Below are 21346 nucleotides of genomic sequence, written 5' to 3'. Positions count from 1 at the left end.
TGGTGTGACCCCGCGCACAGCACCGGCCGCCGTTGTGCTGGCCGGTGGCGCGTCGCGGCGGATGGGCCGCGACAAGGCAACCCTGGTGTTCGAGGGGCGCACGCTCGTCGAGCGCGTGGTCGACACGGTCGCCGCCCGCTGCGATCCGGTCTTCGTCGTGGCGGCACCGGGTCAGGCGTTGCCGACAGTGCCCGCCCAGATCCTGCGTGACGAGGTGCGCGGCCTGGGGCCGCTGCTCGCGACGGCCAGGGGTTTACGTGCGGCCGCCGATGCCGGCGCCGAATGGGCCTTCCTCTGCGCGGTGGACATGCCGCACCTGACCGCCTCGTTTGTCGACGAGTTGCTGGAGCCCGCAGCGACGACCCAGGCCGCGGTGGTGTTGGTCTGGGACGGTCGTGACCACTACCTCGCCGGGCTTTATCGCACCTCGTTGGCAGGCGTCGCCGAGGATCTGGTGGCCAGGGGAGAGCGCAGCATGAGGGCTCTTGTCGAGGCCGTCGACACCCAGCGCATCGTCACCGAACCCCAACGCGCACTCACCAACGTCAATACCCCGGACGACCTGCCGGTCTGAGCCGCGTCACCGGATCCAGCAAATTCGCAATTAAAGCGACTTTGCGGCCGAATTTGTTTACAAGGCTCATTGCGGGAGTCATCAGCGCCAATAGCATTCAACGGGAAGTGTGATAATTCGAGCGTGGCTTTTATCCGCATGCCCGTGCATCACCACCGTGGGAATGCGAGATCTGTTGCAGCGCAAATGTTTACGCAGATCATCGCGCGTGTGCGAACTGGCTTTCGGTAGACGGAATTTCGCGGTTGCTCGCTATCGGCCCGGTTGCCTGCGTGCGGGAATGTGGTCGAATGCCGCCCCCGCGTCGCCACGTGGATGCGGCCCCTTCTCAATCTGATCGATGTTCTGTGAAACACGTTGTGGCAAAACGGTATTCGATTTATTCAGTACCAATGAGGCTGTGCCTGGCCGTGGTTGGCGGATCTTACGAGTTGTGGGTAAACCATTGTATGGCAAAGGTTTACGCGGCATTCCCGGTATCCGTATGTGGGGTGATGTGTAGCGAACTGCCCGTGGATCGGACCCCGTGACAGGTGTCTGAACGCCCGATTTCGGGTAATCAATCCGGCGAACGGGGCAACGACGAGTTCGCGCCACGCCGATACGTGTGGTCGAGGCCACAAAAACCGTGTGATCTGTCCCACCGGTGTGCCCTCGACCTGCGGTTTAGCCTTCCGGTGTTAATTCCCGGCTGACCTGCGTACATATCGGTTTTTCGCCGTCGTGATCATCCCGTGATCTGAACGCGACACGTTCGACACCGAAGTGACTTCGCCTTCGGTCTTTTGTACGTTCATTTTCAACTCCGCTGGGAGCAAACAATTTCATATCCAAGCATCTGCGTGTGAGTGGGTCGATGCGAGTCGCTGAGCGCTCGTTGGTCGCCGGAGGAGTCCTCCGGCAAGACACCGATTTGTCTCCCACTGTCGTGCCCGACCGAGACGGCACGCCCCAAATTCGCCGCCTGACTTTTCAGGCATGCCGCGTTCGCATTCGTTGCGAGCGTGTTCTTTGGCGCGCGCTTCGTGAGAGGATCGACGTTGAAGAATATCCGCAAGACGTTCGGGATGGCCGCCATTGCCGGGGCGCTCAGCGCAGCCCCCTTGATGTTGGCGACCGGAACCGCACATGCGGACTCCGTGAACTGGGATGCCGTCGCGGCCTGCGAGTCGGGCGGCAACTGGGCTATCAACACGGGTAACGGCTACTACGGTGGCCTGCAGTTCACCATGAGCACTTGGCAGTCCAACGGCGGAGCGGGTGCGCCGCACTCCGCGAGCCGCGAGGAGCAGATCCGCGTCGCGGAGAACGTCCTGCGCAGCCAGGGCATCGGTGCATGGCCGTCCTGCGGTCGTCGTGGCTGAATTACCTAGCCGATTTTTCACAATGGCGCCGGGCTTTCCGCCCGGCGCCATTGTTTTCTCACAAATACCTGGTGTCACATAAGGAACTGTTAAAACTTCCGCCCCCTGTGTAACGGGTGATATCGGTCACTCGACAAACGAGACAACCGCGGCGCGCAAACGCTCGTATGTGAATCGCGGTCCGTGTCACCGGTCGGGGAAGGACCGCACAATGATCAGCTTCAGCAGCACCGTCAAGAGCATCGCCCGCAGGGCACTGTGGGTGCTCGCCGCAGCCGCCGGCCTGTCGCTGGCGCCGATGGTTCTCACGGCCACCGCGAGCGCCGACACCGTGAATTGGGATGCCATCGCCGATTGCGAGTCGGGCGGGAACTGGACGGTCAACTCCGGCAATGGTCACTACGGCGGTCTGCAGTTCAAGCAGGCCACCTGGAACGCCAACGGCGGTGTCGGCTCGCCCGCCGGCGCCTCGCGTGCCGAGCAGATCCGGGTTGCCGAGAACGTGCTGCGTTCCCAGGGGCTCAAGGCGTGGCCCAAGTGCGGCTCCCGTGGCGCCACACCCGCGGTCTGGGGTACCCCGACCCTGCCGCAGGCTCCCGCACCGGTGACGGCCACCGGATGCCAGGCGATCCGCGGCGGGGCCGTGCTGGGCATCCTCGATTTCCGGCAGATGTGCATGGCGCTGGAGAACGTGGGACGCACGTTCCAGCCGCGCTGACGTCTCGTCGGGACGGCTAGGCCGGCATGACGAACGCCGAGCGCCCCGCGATGCCCGCCAGGTGCCGGGCCAGCAGCGCCTCCGGCACCAACGTCGACGCCCTACTGGCCGCCGCGCTCAGCAGTGGGGGCCGCAGGTTCACGATCTGCCCGATCATGCGCGCCTCGCCGACCAGAGCCCGTACCCGCGGGCTGCGGTATGCGGCGAACCGGGCAAAGGCCGCCGGCAGATCGGCGTCCCCGGCGGTCATCGCCGCGAGGATGGCCGCGTCCTCCAGGCCCTGGCATCCACCCTGTCCCAGGTGGGGGCGCATCGGGTGGGCGGCATCTCCGACGATGACCACCCGTCCGCTCGACCAGCGGCGGGCGCGGGCGCGGTCGTAGAGGTCGTTGCGCAACACCGCCGCGGGGTCGGTCGCGGCCAACAGCGCGGGGATGGGCTCCGGCCACCCGCCGAACACCTTCTGCAGGTGTGCCAGTTCGCCGTCCGGCGCGGTGGAGCCGCGGGGCGCGCGCTGGGTGGCGAACCAATAGGTGTGGCGGGTGCCCAGCGGCACGTGGCCGACCTCGAGCCCGGGCCCCATCGTCTCGCCGGCAACGTCCGGTTCCAGCGCGTGCTCGGCGATACCGCGCCAGGCGGTGTACCCGGCGTAGCGCTTCGCCAGGGTCCCGTTGAGGTGGCGGGCGACCATCGAATCGACACCGTCGGCTCCGATGACCGCGTCTGCATCGAGCACCGCACCATCGGAAAGCACGACGCCCGCGGCACCCGGCATCGGCTGCAACCGTGCCGCCACGCAGTCATGTGTCACGGTGCCTGCGGGCAGCGCCGCGGCCAGGATGTCTGTCAGTGCCCGGCGGTGGATCACCACCAGCGGTTCGCCGAGTGCTCGCACCATCCGGTCGGTGGCCGGGCGTCGCAACCACCGACCGTCACACCAGCGGACTGCGCCGGCGCCGACCCGCCCACCGGCCGCGCGGACCTCATCGCCCAGTCCGAGGACGTCGAGCGCGGCGAGCGCGTTGGGCCAGATGCTGATGCCCGCTCCCGTCCCGACCTCGCTTTCGGCGCGTCCCTCGATGACCTGCACGTCGTGACCGACCCGGCGTAACGCGACGGCGGTGGCCAAGCCGGCGATCCCGGCGCCGACGACGAGGAAGCGTTGTGGCATGGGCCCGAGCGTAGGTGTCAACAAGCCGAGACATTCGGGTCACACCGACGAAACGCACACCTGGTTTCCTCAAGGGCAACTAAGTCAACTCATGGTGTACCGAAGGAGCTCATGAAGCCCGATCTGGACGTGACCAGTGTGCCCGGCTGGGCCATCGCGCCCACCACACCGCCGGCCGATATCGGGGGACGATCCTGGACCGTCATCACCTTGGGTTCTGCGGCCATCGCAGTGGCTCACGAGTGGCAGCGTCAGATCTCCTCGGCGGCAGCGGAATCGGCGGTGCGGATGCACCGTGCCACCGATATCGCCGACGCCGTCACCGCACTGCGGGCCGACCTGGCCGATGCGACGGTCGGATGGCGGCTGATGGTGGCCGGTCCCGCGCGCGCCTGCCTGAGTCTGCGGGCCGAGGCGGTGGCTCTCGGCGTCGCCGATGACGAGATGACGTTCGCCAGCACCGAGGTGGCCGCGCGATCGGTGCAGTGCGTGCATTGTCACACCGTCAATCACGTCGTGGTGGACCTGGAGGACGTCACGTCGTGCGCCGGTTGCGGGCGCAATCTGCTTGTCTACTATCATGTTTCGCGGCGGCGCGGCACCTATCTCGGATTCATGGCCGATGCCGAGGACGTGCCGGCATGAGAACGCTCAAGCTCGTCGTCACCGCCATCGATGACACCGTCTCCGAGATCCGGACTCTGACACTGAGTGATCCCGACGGCGCGCCGCTGCCGTCCTTCACCCCGGGCAGCCACATCGTGTTGGAATGCGGCGCGGTCGCCAACGCCTACTCCCTCACCGGGAACGGCACTGCGCCGGATTCCTACGAGATTTCCGTGCTCCGCTGCGACAGCGGATCGGGCGGCTCGCTGTGGATACATGACCGGGTCGCCCTCGGCGACACCGTGATCGCCAGTCCGCCGCGCAGTGCCTTCGCGCCGGTACTGCGCGCCCGCAAGCACCTGCTGGTGGCCGCGGGCATCGGCATCACGCCGATGGTGTCGCACCTGCGGTCGGCGCGCGTGTGGGGCCGTCGCACCGAGTTGTTGTATGTCCACCGACCCGGGCGGGCGGTGCACGTCGACACCGTCACCCGGCTCGCCGACGATGTCTCGATCCATACCGGCCGGGCCGGATTCGACACGGCGCTGCGCACCGCCCTCGCCGGCCAGCCGTTCGGTGCGCACCTCTACGTGTGTGGCCCCGCCGCATTCATCGCCGATGTCACGGCAACGGCAGTCGAACTCGGCTGGCCGAACAGCCGGATACACCTCGAGCACTTCGGTTCCGCCGCGCTGGATCCGGGCGAACCCTTCACCGCGAGAGTCGCCTCGACGGGGGATCAGTTCGTCGTCGAGTCGGGGGTGTCATTGCTGGAAGCGTTGGAACGCCGCGGGTTCGACGTGCCTAACCTGTGCCGCAAGGGAGTATGCGGTGAATGCCGGATACCGGTGGTCGGTGGCGCGATCATCCATCGTGACCTCTTTCTCGGCGACGACGACAGACGAGCGGGCGACACGCTGATGGCGTGCGTGTCTCGCGGTGACGGCGAAACACTGGAGGTGGCGTTGTGACAACCGGGATGATCTCCTCGACCGACCTGATCGAGACATTCCCCTATCCGTTCTCGGCGGACAGCTACCGCTACACCACGAACGTCGAACCGGCGGGCGCGCCGGTCGCCACCCCGGTGGGACGCTGGGGCGAGCGGTCGGTCGATATCGACAGCGAGTACGAGCGCGAATTGGCCGAGCGGGCAGCGGTTCTCGCGGCCGACCCGTCCCGGTACGCGGTGCTGCCGCACATGCGGCCGGCATGCTGGGATGTGATGATGACGCTGATGCGCGAGTTGGCAACCTCCTATCCCGACAGCATGTCACTGGGCCGCGAAGGAGATCGTTGGCGGTGGCACAACCGGCGACTCGGTATCGACCAGACCTTCGTGCTCGGCGATGACAGTTCGCTTCCGGCCGAGCCGCTGGCCTATATCGCCGGTCAGGTCCAGGAGGACATCGTGGTGCTGGACCAGCGTGAGGGCGATCTGTTCGGCGACGCGGGAGTGGTGACCTTCGCCGCCGACTGGTCGTTCGGCTTCGACGTCGGCATGACCTTCCTGGAGATCCACGGTCCGGTCCCACGGCTGCGGGCCACCGGGGTCATCACCCGGGCCAGGGAGTTCCTGATGCGGCTGCAGCCCGGCGAAACCTACCGGCGCACCAACTGGACGTTGACCATCGGACGACGCCTCGACGTCTCCACCGAGCGTTACCCCGAGTGGGGACCTGACCGGGTGATGATCAACCGGGTCGGGGACGAGGAGTTCGGCAGGCTCGTCCATCTGAGGGTGGAGGTCCAGCATCTGATCCGGTTACCGGAGTCCGGTGCGATCTGTTTCCTGATCCGTACCTACATGCTTCCGCTCGCCGATATCGCCGCGGTCGAGCCGTGGCGGGTGCGCACCGCTGCGGTGCTTGCCGACCTGCCCGATGACATGGCCGACTACAAGGGCATCATCGGCTACCGTGACCGCGCGGTGCGGTGGCTGCGCGACGCAGGCTGACCGACGAACCAGAATGCCCGGATCGCGTGGCGATCCGGGCATTCTCTGGGTCGTGCAGCGGGCTCAGTACGCCGTGGGTTCCCCCTCGGCGGCCGGTCCGGGTTCCACCGGAGTGTGTTCGATGATCGCCCTGTAGGCCTTGTTCTCGTGCTGGATCATCCGGACGAAGAATCCGACGAACAACAGCACCGCCAGGATGAAGAACAGCCACACCCCGACCGAGTATCCGCCGAAGGTGAAGACCACACCGGCTTCGTCGTAGTTCTCGATGGGACTGAACATCTACTTCACCTCCGCGATGAGCAATGCCTTGCCGCCGTTCAGCGGCATGGTGGTGATCGGGATTCCTTCGGGGTACGGCGTCGCGGGCACCTCACTGAGATCGAGGCCCTGTTCCTCGACCGCGGCCGGGATGCGAAGCAATCCGACCTTCTTCAGCAGTAGCGATACGACATAGGTCGGGACGAAGCCGAGGGTGGCGAACACCAGCGCGCCGATCATCTGACCCCACAGCGACACCGATGGGTTGCCGTCGGTGTTCGGGTATCCGGCCAGGAACACGCCGGCCATCAGGACCGAGTACAACCCGATGCCGCCATGCACCGAGACCGCACCCACCACATCGTCGATCTTGAAGCGTTCCAACAGTTTCCCGATGAACGGTGCGAGCGCGCCTGCGCCGAAGGCGATGACGAACCCGAGTGCGGGGTGGTACAGATCCATGCCCGATGCCACGCCGATCACGCCGCACAGGCCGCCGGAGATGGTCCAGAAGGGCTCACCGCGGGAGGTCAGATAGGCGCCGATGATCCCACCGGCCAGGCCCATCAGGGTGTTGAAGGCGAAGGCGCTCAACGTGGTCGGGCTGGCGTAGATGGTGGTGAATCCGTCACCGGCGTAGATGACGCAACCCATCAGGAAGCCGAAGAAGCCGGTGAAGATCAGCATCAGGCCGACCATGGTGAGCGGCAGATTGTGCGGACGGATCGTGACGGGTTTGCCGTCGGGGCCGAACCGTCCGATCCGCGGGCCCAGGTTGATCAGGATGCCCAGTGTCGCGAAGCCGGCGATCATGTGCACGCAGCCCGCGGCCCCCACGTCGTGGAAGCCGAGTTTGGTGAGCATCCAACCGGCGCCGTGCCACCCCCAGGCGGCGCCGATGATCCAGGTGACCGAGCCGACCAATACCGTCAGCACCAGGAAGCCGCTGGTGCGGATGCGTTCGAGCACAGCGCCGGACATGATCGAGCCGGTGGTCGCCGCGAAAAGGGCGAAGGCGCCCCAGAAGATGCCGCTGGCGGAGTCGGCGGTGTTGGGGCCCATGTTGTCGCCCCATGGCAGGGCGGCCTTGGCCGCGTCGTTGAACTCGATGAAGCCACTCGGCATGGCGTTGTAGAGGAACCAGCCGACGAAGTAGAACGATGCGACGATGGTCGCGAACGCGAGCAGGTTTTTCATTGCCGTGGCCAGGACGTTCTTCGACCGGGACGCGCCGACCTCGTAGGCCAGGAAGCCGGCGTGGATGAGCATCATCAGCGCGATGGACATCCAGTAGAAGAACTCGTTGTTCACTGACGCCATCGTTGCGAGGGCGTCCTCCACTTCGGGTGTCAAAACAACCTCCGCCGTTCGGGTGTGGGGGATGAGGCGACCGGGGTTTATCCACAGTGGCCGTGAGGTACTGACGGTGTACCGAGATGAACGTAACCGCGCCGATGTGTCCCGGTGGTCATCGGCTGTTAAATCCCTGTGAAGACCCCGCGCCGACGTCATCGGATGGCTCGAAGGCCACGGTCCGATGTCGGGACATGGCCTTGGGCGCGATCGATCGGCCCCCTGCGTCACCCGGAGTGCATCGCGCCGAAAATCCCGACCGGACTGGATGGCTAGGTGTGGATGCCGAGCAGCCGCTGCACCAGGGTGAAGATGCCCGAACCGGCGAAGATGGCGGGGGTGACGAGCACGCACACCGCCGCGAATTTTCAGCGTCATCGGAAGTCGTTCGCGCAGAACGAGTTCGGTGGCCACGAGACGGATCAGGTCGCGGCCCTCTCTGGCATCGAACCTGTAGTCGACCACCGGCTCGATCACGCCTCGGTCGGACAGTGCCCAGATCTTTTGCCTGGTGAACCCCAGTATGCGGCCGCCCTGGTACGGAAGCCTTCGGACAGTCCTTGGCGGGCGAACAGGGCCCACCAGCGAGCGTCGAGGACATCCAGTTGGACGGTGAATCCGTTCTCGCTGTCGACGACCGGCGTGCCCTCGATGGCTTTGGCAACGGCGTTGCGGAACTCGCTCAACAGCTCCCCTCGAAGCGGTGACAGCGCACACGATGGTAGCGACCAACTGGCGGTCGGCAACGAATCGGTGGTGTTCGTGGATGGCGGCCGACCGGTGTGCCGTGCATGTTCTGCGCCGATGGCCGCGACGGCCCGCCCACTACGGTGGCACCATGACACCGTTCGAGGATCTCGACAGCTATCTCGCCCTGCCCAGGATTGCGGAGTTGGCCGTCAGTCCGACCGGTGACCGGCTGGTCACCACCGTCAGCGAGCTCAGCTCCGAGGGCACCGAATACCGCACGGCGATCTGGGAATTGGACCCCGCCGGGATCGGCTCCGCCCGCCGGCTCACCCGCGGCGGAAAGGGCGAGTCGGCACCGGTCTTCACCTCCGACGGAGACCTGTTGTTTCTCGCAAGCCGGCCCACATCGGGCCAGGAGTCGGCGCCGACCGCGCTCTGGCGACTGCCCAAAGAGGGCGGCGAGGCGGTCGAGGAACTCTCGCTGCCCGGTGGGGTGTCGGCCGTGCGCGTCGCCGCTGACGCGCCGCGAACGGTGGTCACCACCTCGTTGTTGCGTTCGGCCGCCGGGGTCGACGAGGACGAGCGGTTGCGGACGTTGCGCAAGGACAACAAGGTGTCGGCCATTCTGCACCGTGGCTACCCGGTCCGGCATTGGGACCACGATCTGGGCCCCGAACTGCCGCACCTGTTCGACACCGAAGGAAGGCGCGATCTCACACCCGATCCCGGCGCGGCCCTGCGGGACACCGCGCTCGACATCAGCGCCGACGGCACCTTCCTGGTCAGCAGCTGGTACCGGCCGGTGGCCGGGGTGGCGCTGCGCTCGCAGATCGTGCGCATCGACACCGCGACCCGGCAGCGCACCGTGGTCGCCGATGATCCCGGCGCGGACCTCGACGCGCCCGCGCTGGCCCCGGACGGTCGACGCATCGCCTTTCTGCGAGAGACCACCTCGACACCCGAGCAGGCGCCACGGATCACGTTGTGCTGGGGCGAAATCGGCCAGGCATGGACCGAGTTGACCGAATGGGACCGGTGGCCGGCCTCGGTGACATGGAGTGCCGACGGGAGCAGGCTCATCGTGACAGCGGACGACAACGGCAGGCATCCCATCTTCGCGGTGGACCCGGCGACCCGCACGGTGACCCGGTTGACCGAGGACGATCACGCCTACAGCGATGTGTGCACCGCGCCGGGTGGGGTGATCTTCGCGCTGCGCAGCTCCTACCTCGCGCCACCGCACCCGGTGCGCATCGATCCCGACGGAACCGTCACGATCCTGCCGTGCGTCGAGCTGCCGAAACTGCCGGGCACCGTGGAGGAACTCACCGCTCAGGCGCCGGACGGCACCCCCGTGCACTCCTGGCTGGTGTTACCCGGCGGAACCGAGCCCGCCCCGTTGCTGCTGTGGGTGCACGGTGGTCCACTCGGCAGCTGGAACACCTGGCACTGGCGCTGGAACCCATGGCTGTTGGCGGCCGAGGGGTATGCCGTGCTGCTGCCGGACCCGGCGCTGTCCACCGGCTATGGCCAGGATTTCATCCAACGCGGGTGGGGCGCCTGGGGTGGGCCGCCCTACACCGATCTGATGGCCGCCACCGATGCCGCCTGCGAGCATCCGCGCATCGACCGGCAGCGCACCGCCGCGATGGGCGGCTCGTTCGGCGGGTACATGGCCAACTGGATCGCCGGGCACACCGACCGGTTCACCGCGATCGTCAGTCACGCCAGCCTGTGGGCACTGGATCAGTTCGGACCCACCACCGACGGCGCGTACTGGTGGGAGCGCGAGATGACCGAGCAGATGACACAACAGAATTCGCCACACCACCACGTCGGTGAGATCCGCACCCCGATGTTGGTCATCCACGGTGACAAGGATTACCGCGTGCCGATCGGGGAAGGTCTGCGACTGTGGTACGAGCTGCTCAGCCGGTCCGGTCTTCCTGCCGATGAGGACGGCGCCAGCCCGCACCAATTCCTGTACTTCCCGTCCGAGGGGCACTGGGTGGCCGCTCCGCAGCACACCAAGATCTGGTACCAGGTGATCTCGGCCTTCCTGGGCAACCACCTGTTCGGGCGGGACATGTTTGTACCCGAGCTCCTCGGGTAGCTTCGGGTTCCATGACCTCGCCGACTTCTCCGACCTCTCCGCAGCGCGAATTCGACATCGTCCTGTACGGCGCCACCGGCTTCGCGGGCAAGCTCACCGCGCAGTACCTGGCGCTGGCCGACTCGGGCGCCCGGATCGCGTTGGCCGGACGCTCGCTGGCCAAGGTGCGCGATGTGCGCGACAGCCTCGGCCCCAAGGCCCAGGACTGGCAGCTCGTCGAGGCCGACGCCGACTCGCCGTCGACACTGGCCGATATGGCCGCCCGTACGCAGGTGGTCATCACCACCGTCGGCCCCTACACCAAGTACGGGCTCCCGCTGGTGCAGGCGTGCGCCGCTGCGGGCACCGATTACGCCGACCTCACCGGTGAGACGCTGTTCATCCGGGACAGCGCCGAACAGTTCCACAAGCAGGCCGTCGACACCGGCGCGCGGATCGTGCACTCCTGCGGATTCGACTCGGTGCCATCGGATATCAGCGTGTACGCGTTGCACGACCGGGTGACCGCCGACGGTGCGGGCGAGCTGACCGAGACCAACCTGGTGTTGCGCACCTTCGCCGGCGGGGTCTCCGGCGGGACCGCCGCCTCGATGATCGAGTTCATGCGGACCGCGGCCGAAGACCCGCAGGCCCGCCGTGACCTCGAAGATCCGTACACGCTGACCACCGACCGCGGCGCGGAACCGGAACTGGGCCATCAATCCGACAACCCGTGGCGGCGCGGCCGCGATATCGCGCCCGAGCTGGACGGCATCTGGACCGGTGCCTTCGCGATGGCCGCACCGAACTCGCGCATCGTGCGACGCAGCAACGCGCTGCTGGACTGGGCATACGGGCGGCACTTCCGCTACGCCGAGCAGATGAGCCTTGGCTCCTCGGTATTGGCACCGGCGGCCGCGGCGCTGGAGACCGCCGCCAGTGTGGCGACCTTCAGCCTCGGCAGCCGCTATATCAACAAGGTGCCCACGGGACTGCTGGAACGGATCCTGCCGAAACCGGGCAGCGGACCCAGCGCGCGCACCCGTGACAACGGTCACTACCGCATCGAGACCTACACCACGACCAGCACCGGCGCCCGGTACCGCGCGACCATCGCCCAGCAGGGCGACCCGGGGTACAAGGCCACCGCCGTGCTGCTCGCCGAATGCGGGCTCGCCTTGGCGCTGGACCGTGACCAGCTCTCGGATCTGCGCGGGGTGCTGACCCCGGCCGCCGCGGCGGGTTCGGCACTGCTCACTCGCCTGCCGGCGGCCGGGGTCACCCTGGAGACGGCGCGGCTCGACTGAGCCGGGCCGCTCCCGGCCGGGCCAAAGGTGGGCCCTCGGCGTCTGCTCGACCGGCCTTCCTAGAATGGGCAGGTGACTGCCAGCCCCTCTTCGCGTGCCGATGCCCTGCCCAAATCCTGGGAGCCGGGTGCGGTAGAAAGCGACCTGTATCAGGGTTGGGTCGACGCCGGGTATTTCACCGCCGATCCCGGCAGCGACAAACCGCCGTATTCGATCGTGTTGCCGCCGCCGAATGTGACCGGCAGCCTGCACATGGGGCACGCCCTGGACCACACCCTGATGGATGCGCTGACCCGCCGGCGCCGCATGCAGGGCTACGAGGTGCTCTGGCTGCCGGGTATGGACCATGCCGGCATCGCCACCCAGTCGGTGGTGGAGAAGCAGCTCGCCGCCGACGGCAAGACCAAAGAGGACCTCGGACGCGAGCTCTTCATCGAGAGGGTCTGGGACTGGAAGCGTGAGTCCGGCGGCACCATCGGCGGCCAGATGCGCCGCCTCGGCGATGGTGTCGACTGGAGCCGCGACCGGTTCACCATGGACGAGGGTCTCTCCCGGGCCGTGCGCACGATCTTCAAACGGCTCTACGACGCAGGGCTGATCTATCAGGCCGAACGCCTGGTCAACTGGTCGCCGGTGTTGCAGACCGCCATCTCCGATCTCGAGGTCAAGTACGAGGACGTCGAGGGCGAGCTGGTCTCGTTCCGGTACGGCTCGATGAACGATGACGAGCCGCACATCGTCGTCGCCACCACCCGGTTGGAGACCATGCTCGGCGACACCGCGGTGGCGGTGCATCCCGACGACGAGCGCTATCGCGCGCTGGTGGGCACCACGCTGCCCCACCCATATCTGGACCGCGAGATCGTCATCGTGGCCGATGCCCACGTCGACCCCGAGTTCGGCACCGGCGCAGTGAAAGTCACCCCGGCCCACGACCCGAACGACTTCGAGATCGGGTTGCGACACAACCTGCCGATGCCGTCCATCCTGGACACCACCGGCGCCATCACCGGCACCGGGACGCGCTTCGACGGTATGGACCGTTTCGCAGCGCGCGTGGCGGTGCGCGAGGCGTTGGCCGCCGAGGGGCGCATCGTCGCCGAGAAGCGACCGTATCTGCACAGCGTCGGCCACTCTGAGCGCAGCGGCGAACCCATCGAACCCCGGCTGAGCCTGCAGTGGTGGGTCAAGGTCGATGCCCTGGCCAAGGCTGCTGGTGACGCGGTCCGCAAGGGCGACACCGTGATCCACCCCACGAGCCTGGAGCCTCGCTGGTTCGCCTGGGTCGACAACATGCACGACTGGTGCATCTCGCGGCAGCTGTGGTGGGGGCACCGCATCCCGATCTGGCACGGGCCAGACGGTCAGCAGGTCTGCCTCGGCCCCGACGAGACCCCACCGCCGGGGTGGGAACAGGATCCCGATGTCCTGGACACCTGGTTCTCCTCGGCGTTGTGGCCGTTCTCCACGATGGGCTGGCCCGATGCCACTCCCGAGCTGCAGAAGTTCTATCCCACAACGGTTCTGGTGACCGGCTACGACATCCTGTTCTTCTGGGTGGCGCGGATGATGATGTTCGGCACCTTCGTCTCCGGAGACGACGCCGTGCCGGCCCCGGCCACCGGTCGGCCGCAGGTCCCGTTCGAGAATGTGTTCCTGCACGGCCTGATCCGCGATGAATTCGGCCGCAAGATGAGCAAGTCCAAGGGCAACGGCATCGATCCACTGGACTGGGTGGAGAAGTTCGGTGCCGATGCGCTGCGGTTCACCCTGGCCCGCGGCGCGAGCCCCGGCGGCGACCTGTCCATCGGTGAGGACCACGCCCGCGCCTCGCGCAATTTCGCCACCAAACTGTTCAACGCCACCAAGTTCGCCCTGATGAACGGCGCCGAGCTGACCGATCTTCCCGGCGTCGATCAGCTCACCGATGCCGACCGCTGGATCCTCGGGCGCCTTGAGGAGGTGCGTGCCGAGGCCGATGCCGCACTGGAGGCCTACGAGTTCAGCCGGGCCTGCGAGGCGCTGTATCACTTCGCCTGGGACGAGTTCTGCGATTGGTACCTGGAACTGGCCAAGGTCCAGGTCGCACAGGGGCATTCGCACACCGGCGCGGTTCTGGCGGCGGTGCTCGACACCCTGCTGAAGCTGCTGCACCCGGTCATGCCGTTCGTCACCGAGACGCTGTGGAAGACCCTCACCGGCGGGGAGTCGGTGGTCATCGCCGACTGGCCGACCGCCACCACGCACGGCCTGGACGCCACCGCGACCCGACGCATCACCGATATGCAGAAGCTGGTCACCGAGGTGCGCCGGTTCCGTAGCGATCAGGGCCTTGCCGACCGGCAGAAGGTGCCCGCCCGGTTGACCGGTCTGGATAGCAGCGATATCGAGTCACAGCTGCCCGCGGTCACCGCGCTGGCGTGGCTCACCGACCCCGCCGAGGACTTTGCCGCCTCGGCGGCGGTCGAGGTGCGGTTGACCAATGGCACGGTGACCGTCGAGGTGGATACCTCGGGGACCGTGGACGTGGCCGCCGAGAAGCGCCGCCTGGAAAAGGATCTGGCCGCCGCGCAGAAGGAACTCGCGCAGACAACGGGCAAGCTCGGCAACGCCGACTTCCTGGCCAAGGCACCCGAGAACGTCGTCGAGAAGATCAAGGGTCGGCAACAGTTGGCGGCCGAGGAGGTCGAACGGATCACCGCGCGACTCGCCGACCTGAAATGAGACCAGCGAGCAGCGGAGCCGATCGCCGATGAGCCAACCCACCCCTGATGAGGTCGCGGCCCTGCTGCAGGTCGAGCATCTGCTCGACCAGCGCTGGCCGGAAACCAAGATCGAGCCGAGCACCACGCGGATCGTCGCGCTGCTGGAACTGCTGGGCGGACCCCAGCGCGCGTACCCCTCGATCCATATCGCCGGCACCAACGGCAAGACCTCGGTGGCCCGCATCATCGACGCGCTGTTGATCGCACTTCACCGGCGCACCGGTCGCACCACCAGTCCGCACCTGCAGTCCGCGGTCGAGCGCATCTCCATCGACGGAAAGCCGCTCAGCCCAGCCGAATACGTGGCGACCTATCGCGAGATCGAACCGTTCGTCGAGCTCGTCGACCAGCAGTCCGAAGCGGCCGGTGGCCCGAAGATGAGCAAGTTCGAGGTGCTCACCGCGATGGCCTTCGCGGCCTTCGCCGATGCTCCCGTCGACGTCGCCGTCATCGAAACCGGGCTGGGTGGGCGCTGGGACGCGACCAATGTCGTGCAGGCCCCCGTCGCGGTGATCACCCCGATCGGGCTGGACCACACCGACTTTCTCGGTGAGACCATCGCCGAGATCGCGGGGGAGAAGGCCGGGATCATCCACAAGCAGCAGGACGCACTCATCCCGACCGACACGGTCGCCCTGATCGCGCGCCAGCCTCCCGAAGCCATGGAGGTGCTGCTGGCTGAGGCCGTGCGTGCCGATGCCGCTGTGGCACGAGAAGATTCGGAATTCGCGGTGTTGGATCGCCAGATCGCGATCGGCGGTCAGCTGCTCACCCTGCAAGGTCTCGGCGGCGTGTACGACGAGATCTTCCTGCCGCTGCACGGTGAGCATCAGGCCCAGAACGCGGTGCTCGCGCTGGCCGCGGTGGAGGCGTTCTTCGGCGCCGGTGCGCAACGTCAGCTCGATATCGACGCGGTGCGCGCCGGATTCGCGTCGGTGGCCAGTCCGGGCCGGCTGGAACGCGTGCGCAGCGCGCCGACGGTGTTCGCCGATGCCGCGCACAACCCGACCGGTGCCACCGCCCTGACCCAGGCGCTGGACGCCGAGTTCGACTTCCGTTATCTGGTCGGCGTGATCTCGGTGATGGCCGACAAGGATGTCGACGGGATCCTGGCGGCCCTTGAGCCTGCCTTCGACATGGTCGTGGTCACCCACAACGGGTCCCCGAGGGCACTGGATGTCGAGACCCTGGCCGCGCGGGCCGAAGAACGCTTCGGGCCCGACCGGGTGCTCACCGCCGCCACGCTGCCCGACGCGATCGAGGCAGCCACCGCGCTGGTCGAGGAGTCCGGCAACGATGGTGAGGGTTTCTCCGGTAGCGGCATGGTCATCACCGGCTCCGTCGTCACCGCCGGTGCGGCCCGCACCCTGTTCGGGAAGGATCCCGCCTGATATGAGCGATGCCTGCGAACGCCCGGTCGCACCCGGCACGCCTCCGGACCCGTGGAAGAGCTTCCGCGGCATCATGGCAGGCACCTTGATCCTGGAGGCCATCGTGGCGCTGCTGGCGCTGCCGGTGGTGGCCAACGGCGCGGCCGGGTTGACACCGGCCAGTGGCGGGTTCCTGATCGGTGCCGCCGTGGTGCTGGTGCTGATGTCGGGCGTACAGGGCCGGCCCGGCATCATCTGGGTCAACCTCGGGGTGCAGTTCGTGCTGATCGCAGGTGCTCTGATACACGCCGCCATCGGCTTCATCGGCGTGGTGTTCGCCGCGGTGTGGGCGCTGATCATCTATCTGCGCGCCGAGGTGAAACGGCGCCAGGATCGCGGTCAGCTGCCGTCGCAGCAGGCCGCTCGCCGACCCGACGCCGAGTAGTCGTTACTGCCCGGTAGGCTGTGCGCCGTGACTGAGCGGACTCTTGTGTTGATCAAGCCCGACGGCGTGCAGCGGAACCTGATCGGTGAGGTCCTCGGCCGGATCGAGCGCAAGGGCTTGACCTTTGCGGCGCTGGAACTGAAGACCGTCAGCGATGAGCTGGCACGGCAGCACTACGCCGAGCACGACGGCAAGCCGTTCTTCGGATCACTGCTGGAATTCATCACCTCCGGGCCGGTTGTGGCCGCAGTCGTCGAGGGTCCGCGGGCCATCGCCGCGTTCCGTCAGATCGCCGGTGGCACCGATCCGGTCGAGAAGGCCACCCCGGGCACCATCCGCGGCGACTTCGCCACGGTGACCCAGGAGAACCTGGTGCACGGGTCCGACTCGCCCGAGTCGGCTGCCCGTGAGATCGCGCTCTGGTTCCCCGGTCTGACCGGCGCGTAGCGCCCGCTTTCGCCGCCCTGGTCAGATTCGGGCGCGCGATATGGGATACTGACCACGGGAGACCGGCGCCACACTGGGGCCGGGAACCCGGATGAAGACTTCGACGAGTGCGACCATCGCGCGAGCGGTGCGGCGCCAGAGCGTCCAGCCATCATTCAGCCAGGCGCCGAACGGGTTCGTCATGGATCCCTCGGGGCGAGACCATAACAAGTTCGGGAGAAGTTCCCCGGACCCATAGCGGAAGCCCTCGCGTGGCCGCGTCATCGGACGCGCCCGGGGGCTTGAGGAGAATTCGTGGCCGAAGATGCCCCTAACAAAGACCTATCTGAAAACGCCGCACACAGCGAGGAACTGCCGGCGAAGCTGAGAGTCCACTCGCTGGCCAGGGTGCTCGGCACCACCAGCAAGCGGATCGTGGACGCACTGGCTCAACTCGACGGCCGTGCGCGCAGCCCACACTCGACCGTGGCACGTGAAGAGGCCGAGCGTGTCCGCGAGGTGCTCAACGCCGAGGCGACCGCCTCCCCGGTTGAGAGCCCAGCAGCTGAGAGCCCCGCTCCGGCGACCCCGGCCGAGGTCACGACCCCGACCGAGGTGGTCGTCGTCGAAGAGACCATCACCGAGGTGCCGGCGACCGACACCGTGTTCGCCGCACCGGTGATCGAGGAACCCGAGTCCCGGCTGCTCCTTGAGGCGCCGCCCAGTTCTCCGCCGGCCGAAGAGCCCGCCGCGTACATGCCGCTGTTCGTGGCCCCGCAGCCGGTCAAACGTGCACCCCGTCCGGCGGCATCCGAACCGGCCGGTGACTTCGAGGACACCGATACCGATACCGACGGCGATGTCGATGATGCAGACGGTGACGGTGACGATTCCGAACGTCCCGCCGCGCGGCGCCGTCGCCGTGGTCGCCGGGGCCGTGGCCGGGGCCGTGGTGAGCAGAGCGCCGAGGACGGCGAGGACGGCGATGCGGACACCGAGACCGACGCCGAAGGCGAGTCCGCGGAGTCGGCCACCGATGACGCCGAAGATTCCGGTGATGCCGAGGACGGCGAGGATTCCGACGAGGACAACGGTGAGGACGGGACCGGCGAGGCGGGTACCCGTCGCCGCAGGCGTCGCCGTCGCCGCAAGTCCGGCTCGGCCGATTCCGATGACAACGGCTCTCCGGATGATCCGCCCAACACCGTCGTGCACGAGCGTGCACCGCGGTCCAAGGCGGCATCGGCACGCGACGGTAAAGATCCCGACGAGATCCAGGGCATCTCGGGCTCGACCCGGCTGGAGGCCAAACGGCAGCGCCGCCGTGACGGCCGCGATGCCGGCCGTCGTCGCCCGCCGATCCTGAGCGAGGCCGAGTTCCTGGCCCGCCGTGAGGCGGTCGAGCGCACCATGATCGTGCGCGACAAGGTCCGCACCGAACCGCCGCACGAGGGCGCGCGGTACACCCAGATCGCGGTGTTGGAGGACGGTGTCGTCGTCGAGCACTTCGTGACGTCGGCCGCTTCGGCGTCCCTGGTCGGCAACATCTACCTGGGCATCGTCCAGAACGTGCTGCCCTCGATGGAGGCGGCGTTCGTCGACATCGGCCGCGGCCGCAACGGTGTGCTCTACGCCGGCGAGGTCAACTGGGAGGCCGCCGGACTCGGTGGTGCCCAGCGCAAGATCGAGCAGGCCCTCAAACCCGGCGACTACGTCGTGGTCCAGGTCAGCAAGGACCCCGTCGGGCACAAGGGTGCGCGGCTGACGACCCAGGTCTCGCTGGCCGGGCGCTATCTGGTCTACGTACCGGGAGCATCCTCGACCGGGATCAGCCGCAAACTGCCCGACACCGAGCGGCAGCGCCTCAAGGAGATCCTCAAGGAGGTGGTGCCGGCCGGAGCCGGGGTCATCATCCGCACCGCGTCCGAGGGCGTGAAGGAATCCGATATCCGCACCGATGTGAACCGGCTGCAGGAGCGGTGGGCTCAGATCGAGGCGAGCGCCGCCGAGGTGACCGCGAAGAAAGCCGGCGCCGCCGTGGCCCTCTACGAGGAGCCCGACGTGCTCGTCAAGGTCATTCGTGACCTGTTCAACGAGGATTTCTCCGGGTTGATCGTCTCGGGTGACGAGGCCTGGAACACCATCAACGACTACGTGAATTCGGTGGCGCCGGAACTGGTTCCGCGAATGACGAAGTACGAGCCGAGCTCGCCGGACGGGCCGGACGTGTTCGCGGTGCACCGCATCGACGAACAACTGGCCAAGGCCATGGACCGCAAGGTGTGGCTGCCCTCGGGCGGCACGCTGGTGATCGACCGCACCGAGGCGATGACCGTCGTCGACGTCAACACCGGCAAGTTCACCGGTTCCGGGGGCAACCTGGAGCAGACCGTGACCCGCAACAACCTGGAGGCGGCCGAGGAGGTCGTCCGCCAGCTGCGGTTGCGGGATATCGGCGGGATCATCGTCATCGACTTCATCGACATGGTGTTGGAGTCCAACCGCGACCTGGTGCTGCGCCGGCTCACCGAGGCCCTGGCCCGGGACCGGACCCGCCATCAGGTGTCCGAGGTGACCTCGCTGGGGCTGGTGCAGCTGACCCGCAAGAAGCTGGGCACCGGGCTGATCGAGGCGTTCTCCACGACCTGCAGTCACTGTGCCGGTCGCGGGATCGTGCTGCATGCCGATCCGGTCGATTCGGGTTCCTCGGGCGGTAACGGCCGCAAGTCGGATTCCGGCGGCGGCAATGCCGGTAACGGTGGCAACGGTGGTGGTGGCGGTGGCCGTCGCGGTAAGCGCGGTAAGAAGGCCGGCAAGCCCGAAGAGACGCCGGAATCCATCCAGATGGTGAAAGTGCCGTCACATGCCTCGGGTGAGCATCCGATGTTCAAGGCGATGGCCGCGGCCGGTCGCGAAGAGGGTGACGAGGACCAGACCGACGAGTCGGTCGAGATCGACGGCACCGAACAGACGGATGGGCACCGCGGCCGCGGTGGCGCGTTCGAGAGCGGACCCGTCGAGGACGACCTGGACTCGGACGATTCCGATGACGACACCGACGAAGACACCGACGACGACACCGATGATGACGATGCCGTGGTCGGGATTGACGACGATATCGTCGACGTCCTCGACGACGATGACGACGATTCGGACGACGACGATGACTCGGACGACGACTCGGACGACGACGAGTTCGATGACGATGACGATGAAGACGACGACTCGGACGACGACGACTCGGAGGACGACGACTCGGACGACGATGATGACGACTCGGAAGACTCGGAAGACGACGACTCGGAAGACGAGGTTGAGCCCGTCGTTGCCACCCCTGTCCGCAGGCCGCGTCGCCGCGCCGCAGCACGTCCGGCAGGCCCGCCGGTAGGGGAGGACTGACGGCGAGCAGCCGGTTTGACCCTCTCCACGCTGGTCACGTACCCTTGACCAGTTGTCGCGGGGCTTGCAGCCGCAACTGCTGGCTCGGCCCGCACCCAAGACCCGCACGTGCATGCCCCATAATGCGCGCGCCCAGATGAACGAAGCAGAGGTAGATCCACGATGGCAGCCGATAACGCCACGTACGCAATCGTCAAGACTGGCGGCAAGCAGTACAAGGTCGCCGTCGGTGACATTGTCAAGGTCGAGAAGCTGGAGACCGAGCCCGGCGCCTCCGTGTCGCTGCCGGTCGCCCTGGTCGTCGCCGGTTCCAAGGTGACCACCTCGGCCGACGACCTGGCCAAGGTCGCCGTCGCCGCCGAGGTCCTGGAGCACACCAAGGGCCCGAAGATCCGCATCCACAAGTTCAAGAACAAGACCGGCTACCACAAGCGCCAGGGGCACCGTCAGCAGCTGACCGTGCTCAAGGTCACCGGAATCAAGTAAGGGGTCGTCAGACATGGCACATAAGAAGGGCGCATCCAGCTCACGCAACGGTCGCGACTCAGCCGCCCAGCGGCTCGGCGTCAAGCGCTTCGGCGGCCAGGTCGTCAAGGCCGGCGAGATCCTCGTCCGTCAGCGCGGCACCCATTTCCACCCCGGCGTGAACGTCGGTCGTGGCGGCGACGACACCCTGTTCGCCACCGCACCCGGTGTGGTCGAATTCGGCGCCAAGCGTGGTCGCCGGACGGTCAACATCGTCCGTCTCGTCCGCTCGGAGGCCTAGTTCTTCCGAGGACTTTTTGCGAACAGTGAAGCTGCTGCGAGTTCTCTAGAGAACACTCGCAGCAGCTTCACTGTTTTCTCGG

General features: G+C 67.1%; 19 protein-coding genes and 1 pseudogene. 15 read left to right on the top strand and 5 right to left on the bottom strand.

Annotation, left to right across the window (positions count from 1 at the left end):
• Window positions 1–4: 4 nt before the first annotated feature.
• The 3 genes from mobA (at window position 5) to FBY28_RS05380 (ending at window position 2656) form a co-directional block, all read left to right on the top strand.
• Entirely contained in the window at window positions 5–574 is a 570-nt protein-coding gene (mobA, locus tag FBY28_RS05390) for a molybdenum cofactor guanylyltransferase (RefSeq protein WP_141864926.1), read from the top strand.
• 1040 nt (window positions 575–1614) lie between these two features.
• Window positions 1615–1938 (top strand): transglycosylase family protein, encoded by a 324-nt coding sequence (locus FBY28_RS05385; RefSeq protein ID WP_141864924.1) that lies wholly within the window; start codon window positions 1615–1617, stop codon window positions 1936–1938.
• A 211-nt stretch (window positions 1939–2149) separates the two neighbouring features.
• A complete protein-coding gene (locus FBY28_RS05380) occupies window positions 2150–2656 on the top strand; it encodes a transglycosylase family protein (RefSeq protein WP_141864922.1) in 507 nt (168 codons plus the stop codon).
• A gap of 16 nt (window positions 2657–2672) precedes the next feature.
• On the opposite strand, the gene FBY28_RS05375 is transcribed toward FBY28_RS05380, so the two are convergent.
• Window positions 2673–3827, bottom strand: a complete 1155-nt coding sequence (locus tag FBY28_RS05375; protein WP_141864920.1) for an FAD-dependent monooxygenase — start codon at window positions 3825–3827, stop codon at window positions 2673–2675.
• Window positions 3828–3938: 111 nt separating this feature from the next.
• Between FBY28_RS05375 and FBY28_RS05370 the strand changes: the two genes are divergently transcribed.
• The 3 genes from FBY28_RS05370 to FBY28_RS05360 are packed head-to-tail and all read left to right on the top strand — an operon-like array spanning window position 3939 to window position 6390.
• Window positions 3939–4472, top strand: coding sequence for a dimethylamine monooxygenase subunit DmmA family protein (locus FBY28_RS05370; protein ID WP_141864918.1), 534 nt, complete (start codon window positions 3939–3941; stop codon window positions 4470–4472).
• On the top strand, window positions 4469–5404 hold the full coding sequence (locus FBY28_RS05365) for a PDR/VanB family oxidoreductase (RefSeq protein ID WP_141864916.1): 936 nt from the start codon (window positions 4469–4471) through the stop codon (window positions 5402–5404). The genes FBY28_RS05370 and FBY28_RS05365 overlap by 4 nt, the downstream gene beginning before the upstream one ends.
• Complete coding sequence (locus FBY28_RS05360; protein ID WP_286177769.1) at window positions 5401–6390, top strand: heme-dependent oxidative N-demethylase family protein; 990 nt, start codon at window positions 5401–5403, stop codon at window positions 6388–6390. Before FBY28_RS05365 ends, FBY28_RS05360 begins: the two co-directional genes overlap by 4 nt.
• Before the next feature lie 63 nt (window positions 6391–6453).
• Here FBY28_RS05360 and FBY28_RS05355 read toward each other — a convergent pair whose 3' ends face one another.
• The 3 genes from FBY28_RS05355 to FBY28_RS05345 all read right to left on the bottom strand — a co-directional run bounded on the left by FBY28_RS05355 (window position 6454) and on the right by FBY28_RS05345 (window position 8690).
• Window positions 6454–6672, bottom strand: coding sequence for a hypothetical protein (locus FBY28_RS05355; protein ID WP_141864914.1), 219 nt, complete (start codon window positions 6670–6672; stop codon window positions 6454–6456).
• Window positions 6673–7971 carry an ammonium transporter gene (locus FBY28_RS05350; RefSeq protein WP_216847510.1) on the bottom strand — a complete coding sequence of 433 codons (1299 nt, stop codon included), beginning with the start codon at window positions 7969–7971 and terminating at the stop codon, window positions 6673–6675.
• Between the two features lie 506 nt (window positions 7972–8477).
• Window positions 8478–8690 (bottom strand): hypothetical protein, encoded by a 213-nt coding sequence (locus tag FBY28_RS05345; protein ID WP_141864910.1) that lies wholly within the window; start codon window positions 8688–8690, stop codon window positions 8478–8480.
• 152 nt (window positions 8691–8842) lie between these two features.
• Here FBY28_RS05345 and FBY28_RS05340 point away from each other — a divergent pair, with 152 nt between their 5' ends.
• The 6 genes and pseudogenes from FBY28_RS05340 (at window position 8843) to ndk (ending at window position 17120) form a co-directional block, all read left to right on the top strand.
• Entirely contained in the window at window positions 8843–10807 is a 1965-nt protein-coding gene (locus FBY28_RS05340; protein WP_141864908.1) for a S9 family peptidase, read from the top strand.
• 11 nt (window positions 10808–10818) lie between these two features.
• On the top strand, window positions 10819–12093 hold the full coding sequence (locus tag FBY28_RS05335) for a saccharopine dehydrogenase family protein (protein ID WP_141864906.1): 1275 nt from the start codon (window positions 10819–10821) through the stop codon (window positions 12091–12093).
• Between the two features lie 72 nt (window positions 12094–12165).
• The gene (locus FBY28_RS05330) at window positions 12166–14817 is read left to right on the top strand and encodes a valine--tRNA ligase (protein ID WP_141864903.1); all 2652 of its coding nucleotides are present in this window, start codon (window positions 12166–12168) and stop codon (window positions 14815–14817) included.
• A gap of 16 nt (window positions 14818–14833) precedes the next feature.
• Window positions 14834–16249, top strand: a pseudogene (gene folC, locus FBY28_RS05325) (bifunctional tetrahydrofolate synthase/dihydrofolate synthase); the annotation flags it as partial.
• 1 nt (window position 16250) lies between these two features.
• Window positions 16251–16673: a DUF4233 domain-containing protein gene (locus tag FBY28_RS05320; RefSeq protein ID WP_141864899.1), complete on the top strand. Its 423-nt coding sequence runs from the start codon at window positions 16251–16253 to the stop codon at window positions 16671–16673.
• 27 nt (window positions 16674–16700) lie between these two features.
• Window positions 16701–17120, top strand: coding sequence for a nucleoside-diphosphate kinase (gene ndk, locus FBY28_RS05315; RefSeq protein WP_141864897.1), 420 nt, complete (start codon window positions 16701–16703; stop codon window positions 17118–17120).
• Between the two features lie 21 nt (window positions 17121–17141).
• Here the strand turns inward: ndk and FBY28_RS25730 are convergent, their stop codons facing one another.
• Entirely contained in the window at window positions 17142–17303 is a 162-nt protein-coding gene (locus FBY28_RS25730; RefSeq protein ID WP_019513233.1) for a hypothetical protein, read from the bottom strand.
• 111 nt (window positions 17304–17414) lie between these two features.
• Between FBY28_RS25730 and rne the strand changes: the two genes are divergently transcribed.
• The 3 genes from rne (at window position 17415) to rpmA (ending at window position 21264) form a co-directional block, all read left to right on the top strand.
• Window positions 17415–20498, top strand: coding sequence for a ribonuclease E (gene rne, locus FBY28_RS05310; protein WP_141864895.1), 3084 nt, complete (start codon window positions 17415–17417; stop codon window positions 20496–20498).
• 162 nt (window positions 20499–20660) lie between these two features.
• Entirely contained in the window at window positions 20661–20984 is a 324-nt protein-coding gene (gene rplU / locus FBY28_RS05305; RefSeq protein ID WP_019513235.1) for a 50S ribosomal protein L21, read from the top strand.
• A 13-nt stretch (window positions 20985–20997) separates the two neighbouring features.
• The gene (gene rpmA, locus FBY28_RS05300) at window positions 20998–21264 is read left to right on the top strand and encodes a 50S ribosomal protein L27 (protein WP_019513236.1); all 267 of its coding nucleotides are present in this window, start codon (window positions 20998–21000) and stop codon (window positions 21262–21264) included.
• Window positions 21265–21346: the final 82 nt, after the last annotated feature.

This window comes from Arthrobacter sp. SLBN-53, assembly GCF_006715585.1.
GTDB lineage: Bacteria > Actinomycetota > Actinomycetes > Mycobacteriales > Mycobacteriaceae > Mycobacterium > Mycobacterium neoaurum_A.
The sequence above is the reverse complement of the archived record's forward strand: the minus strand, read 5'-3'. Positions and strand labels throughout refer to the sequence as shown.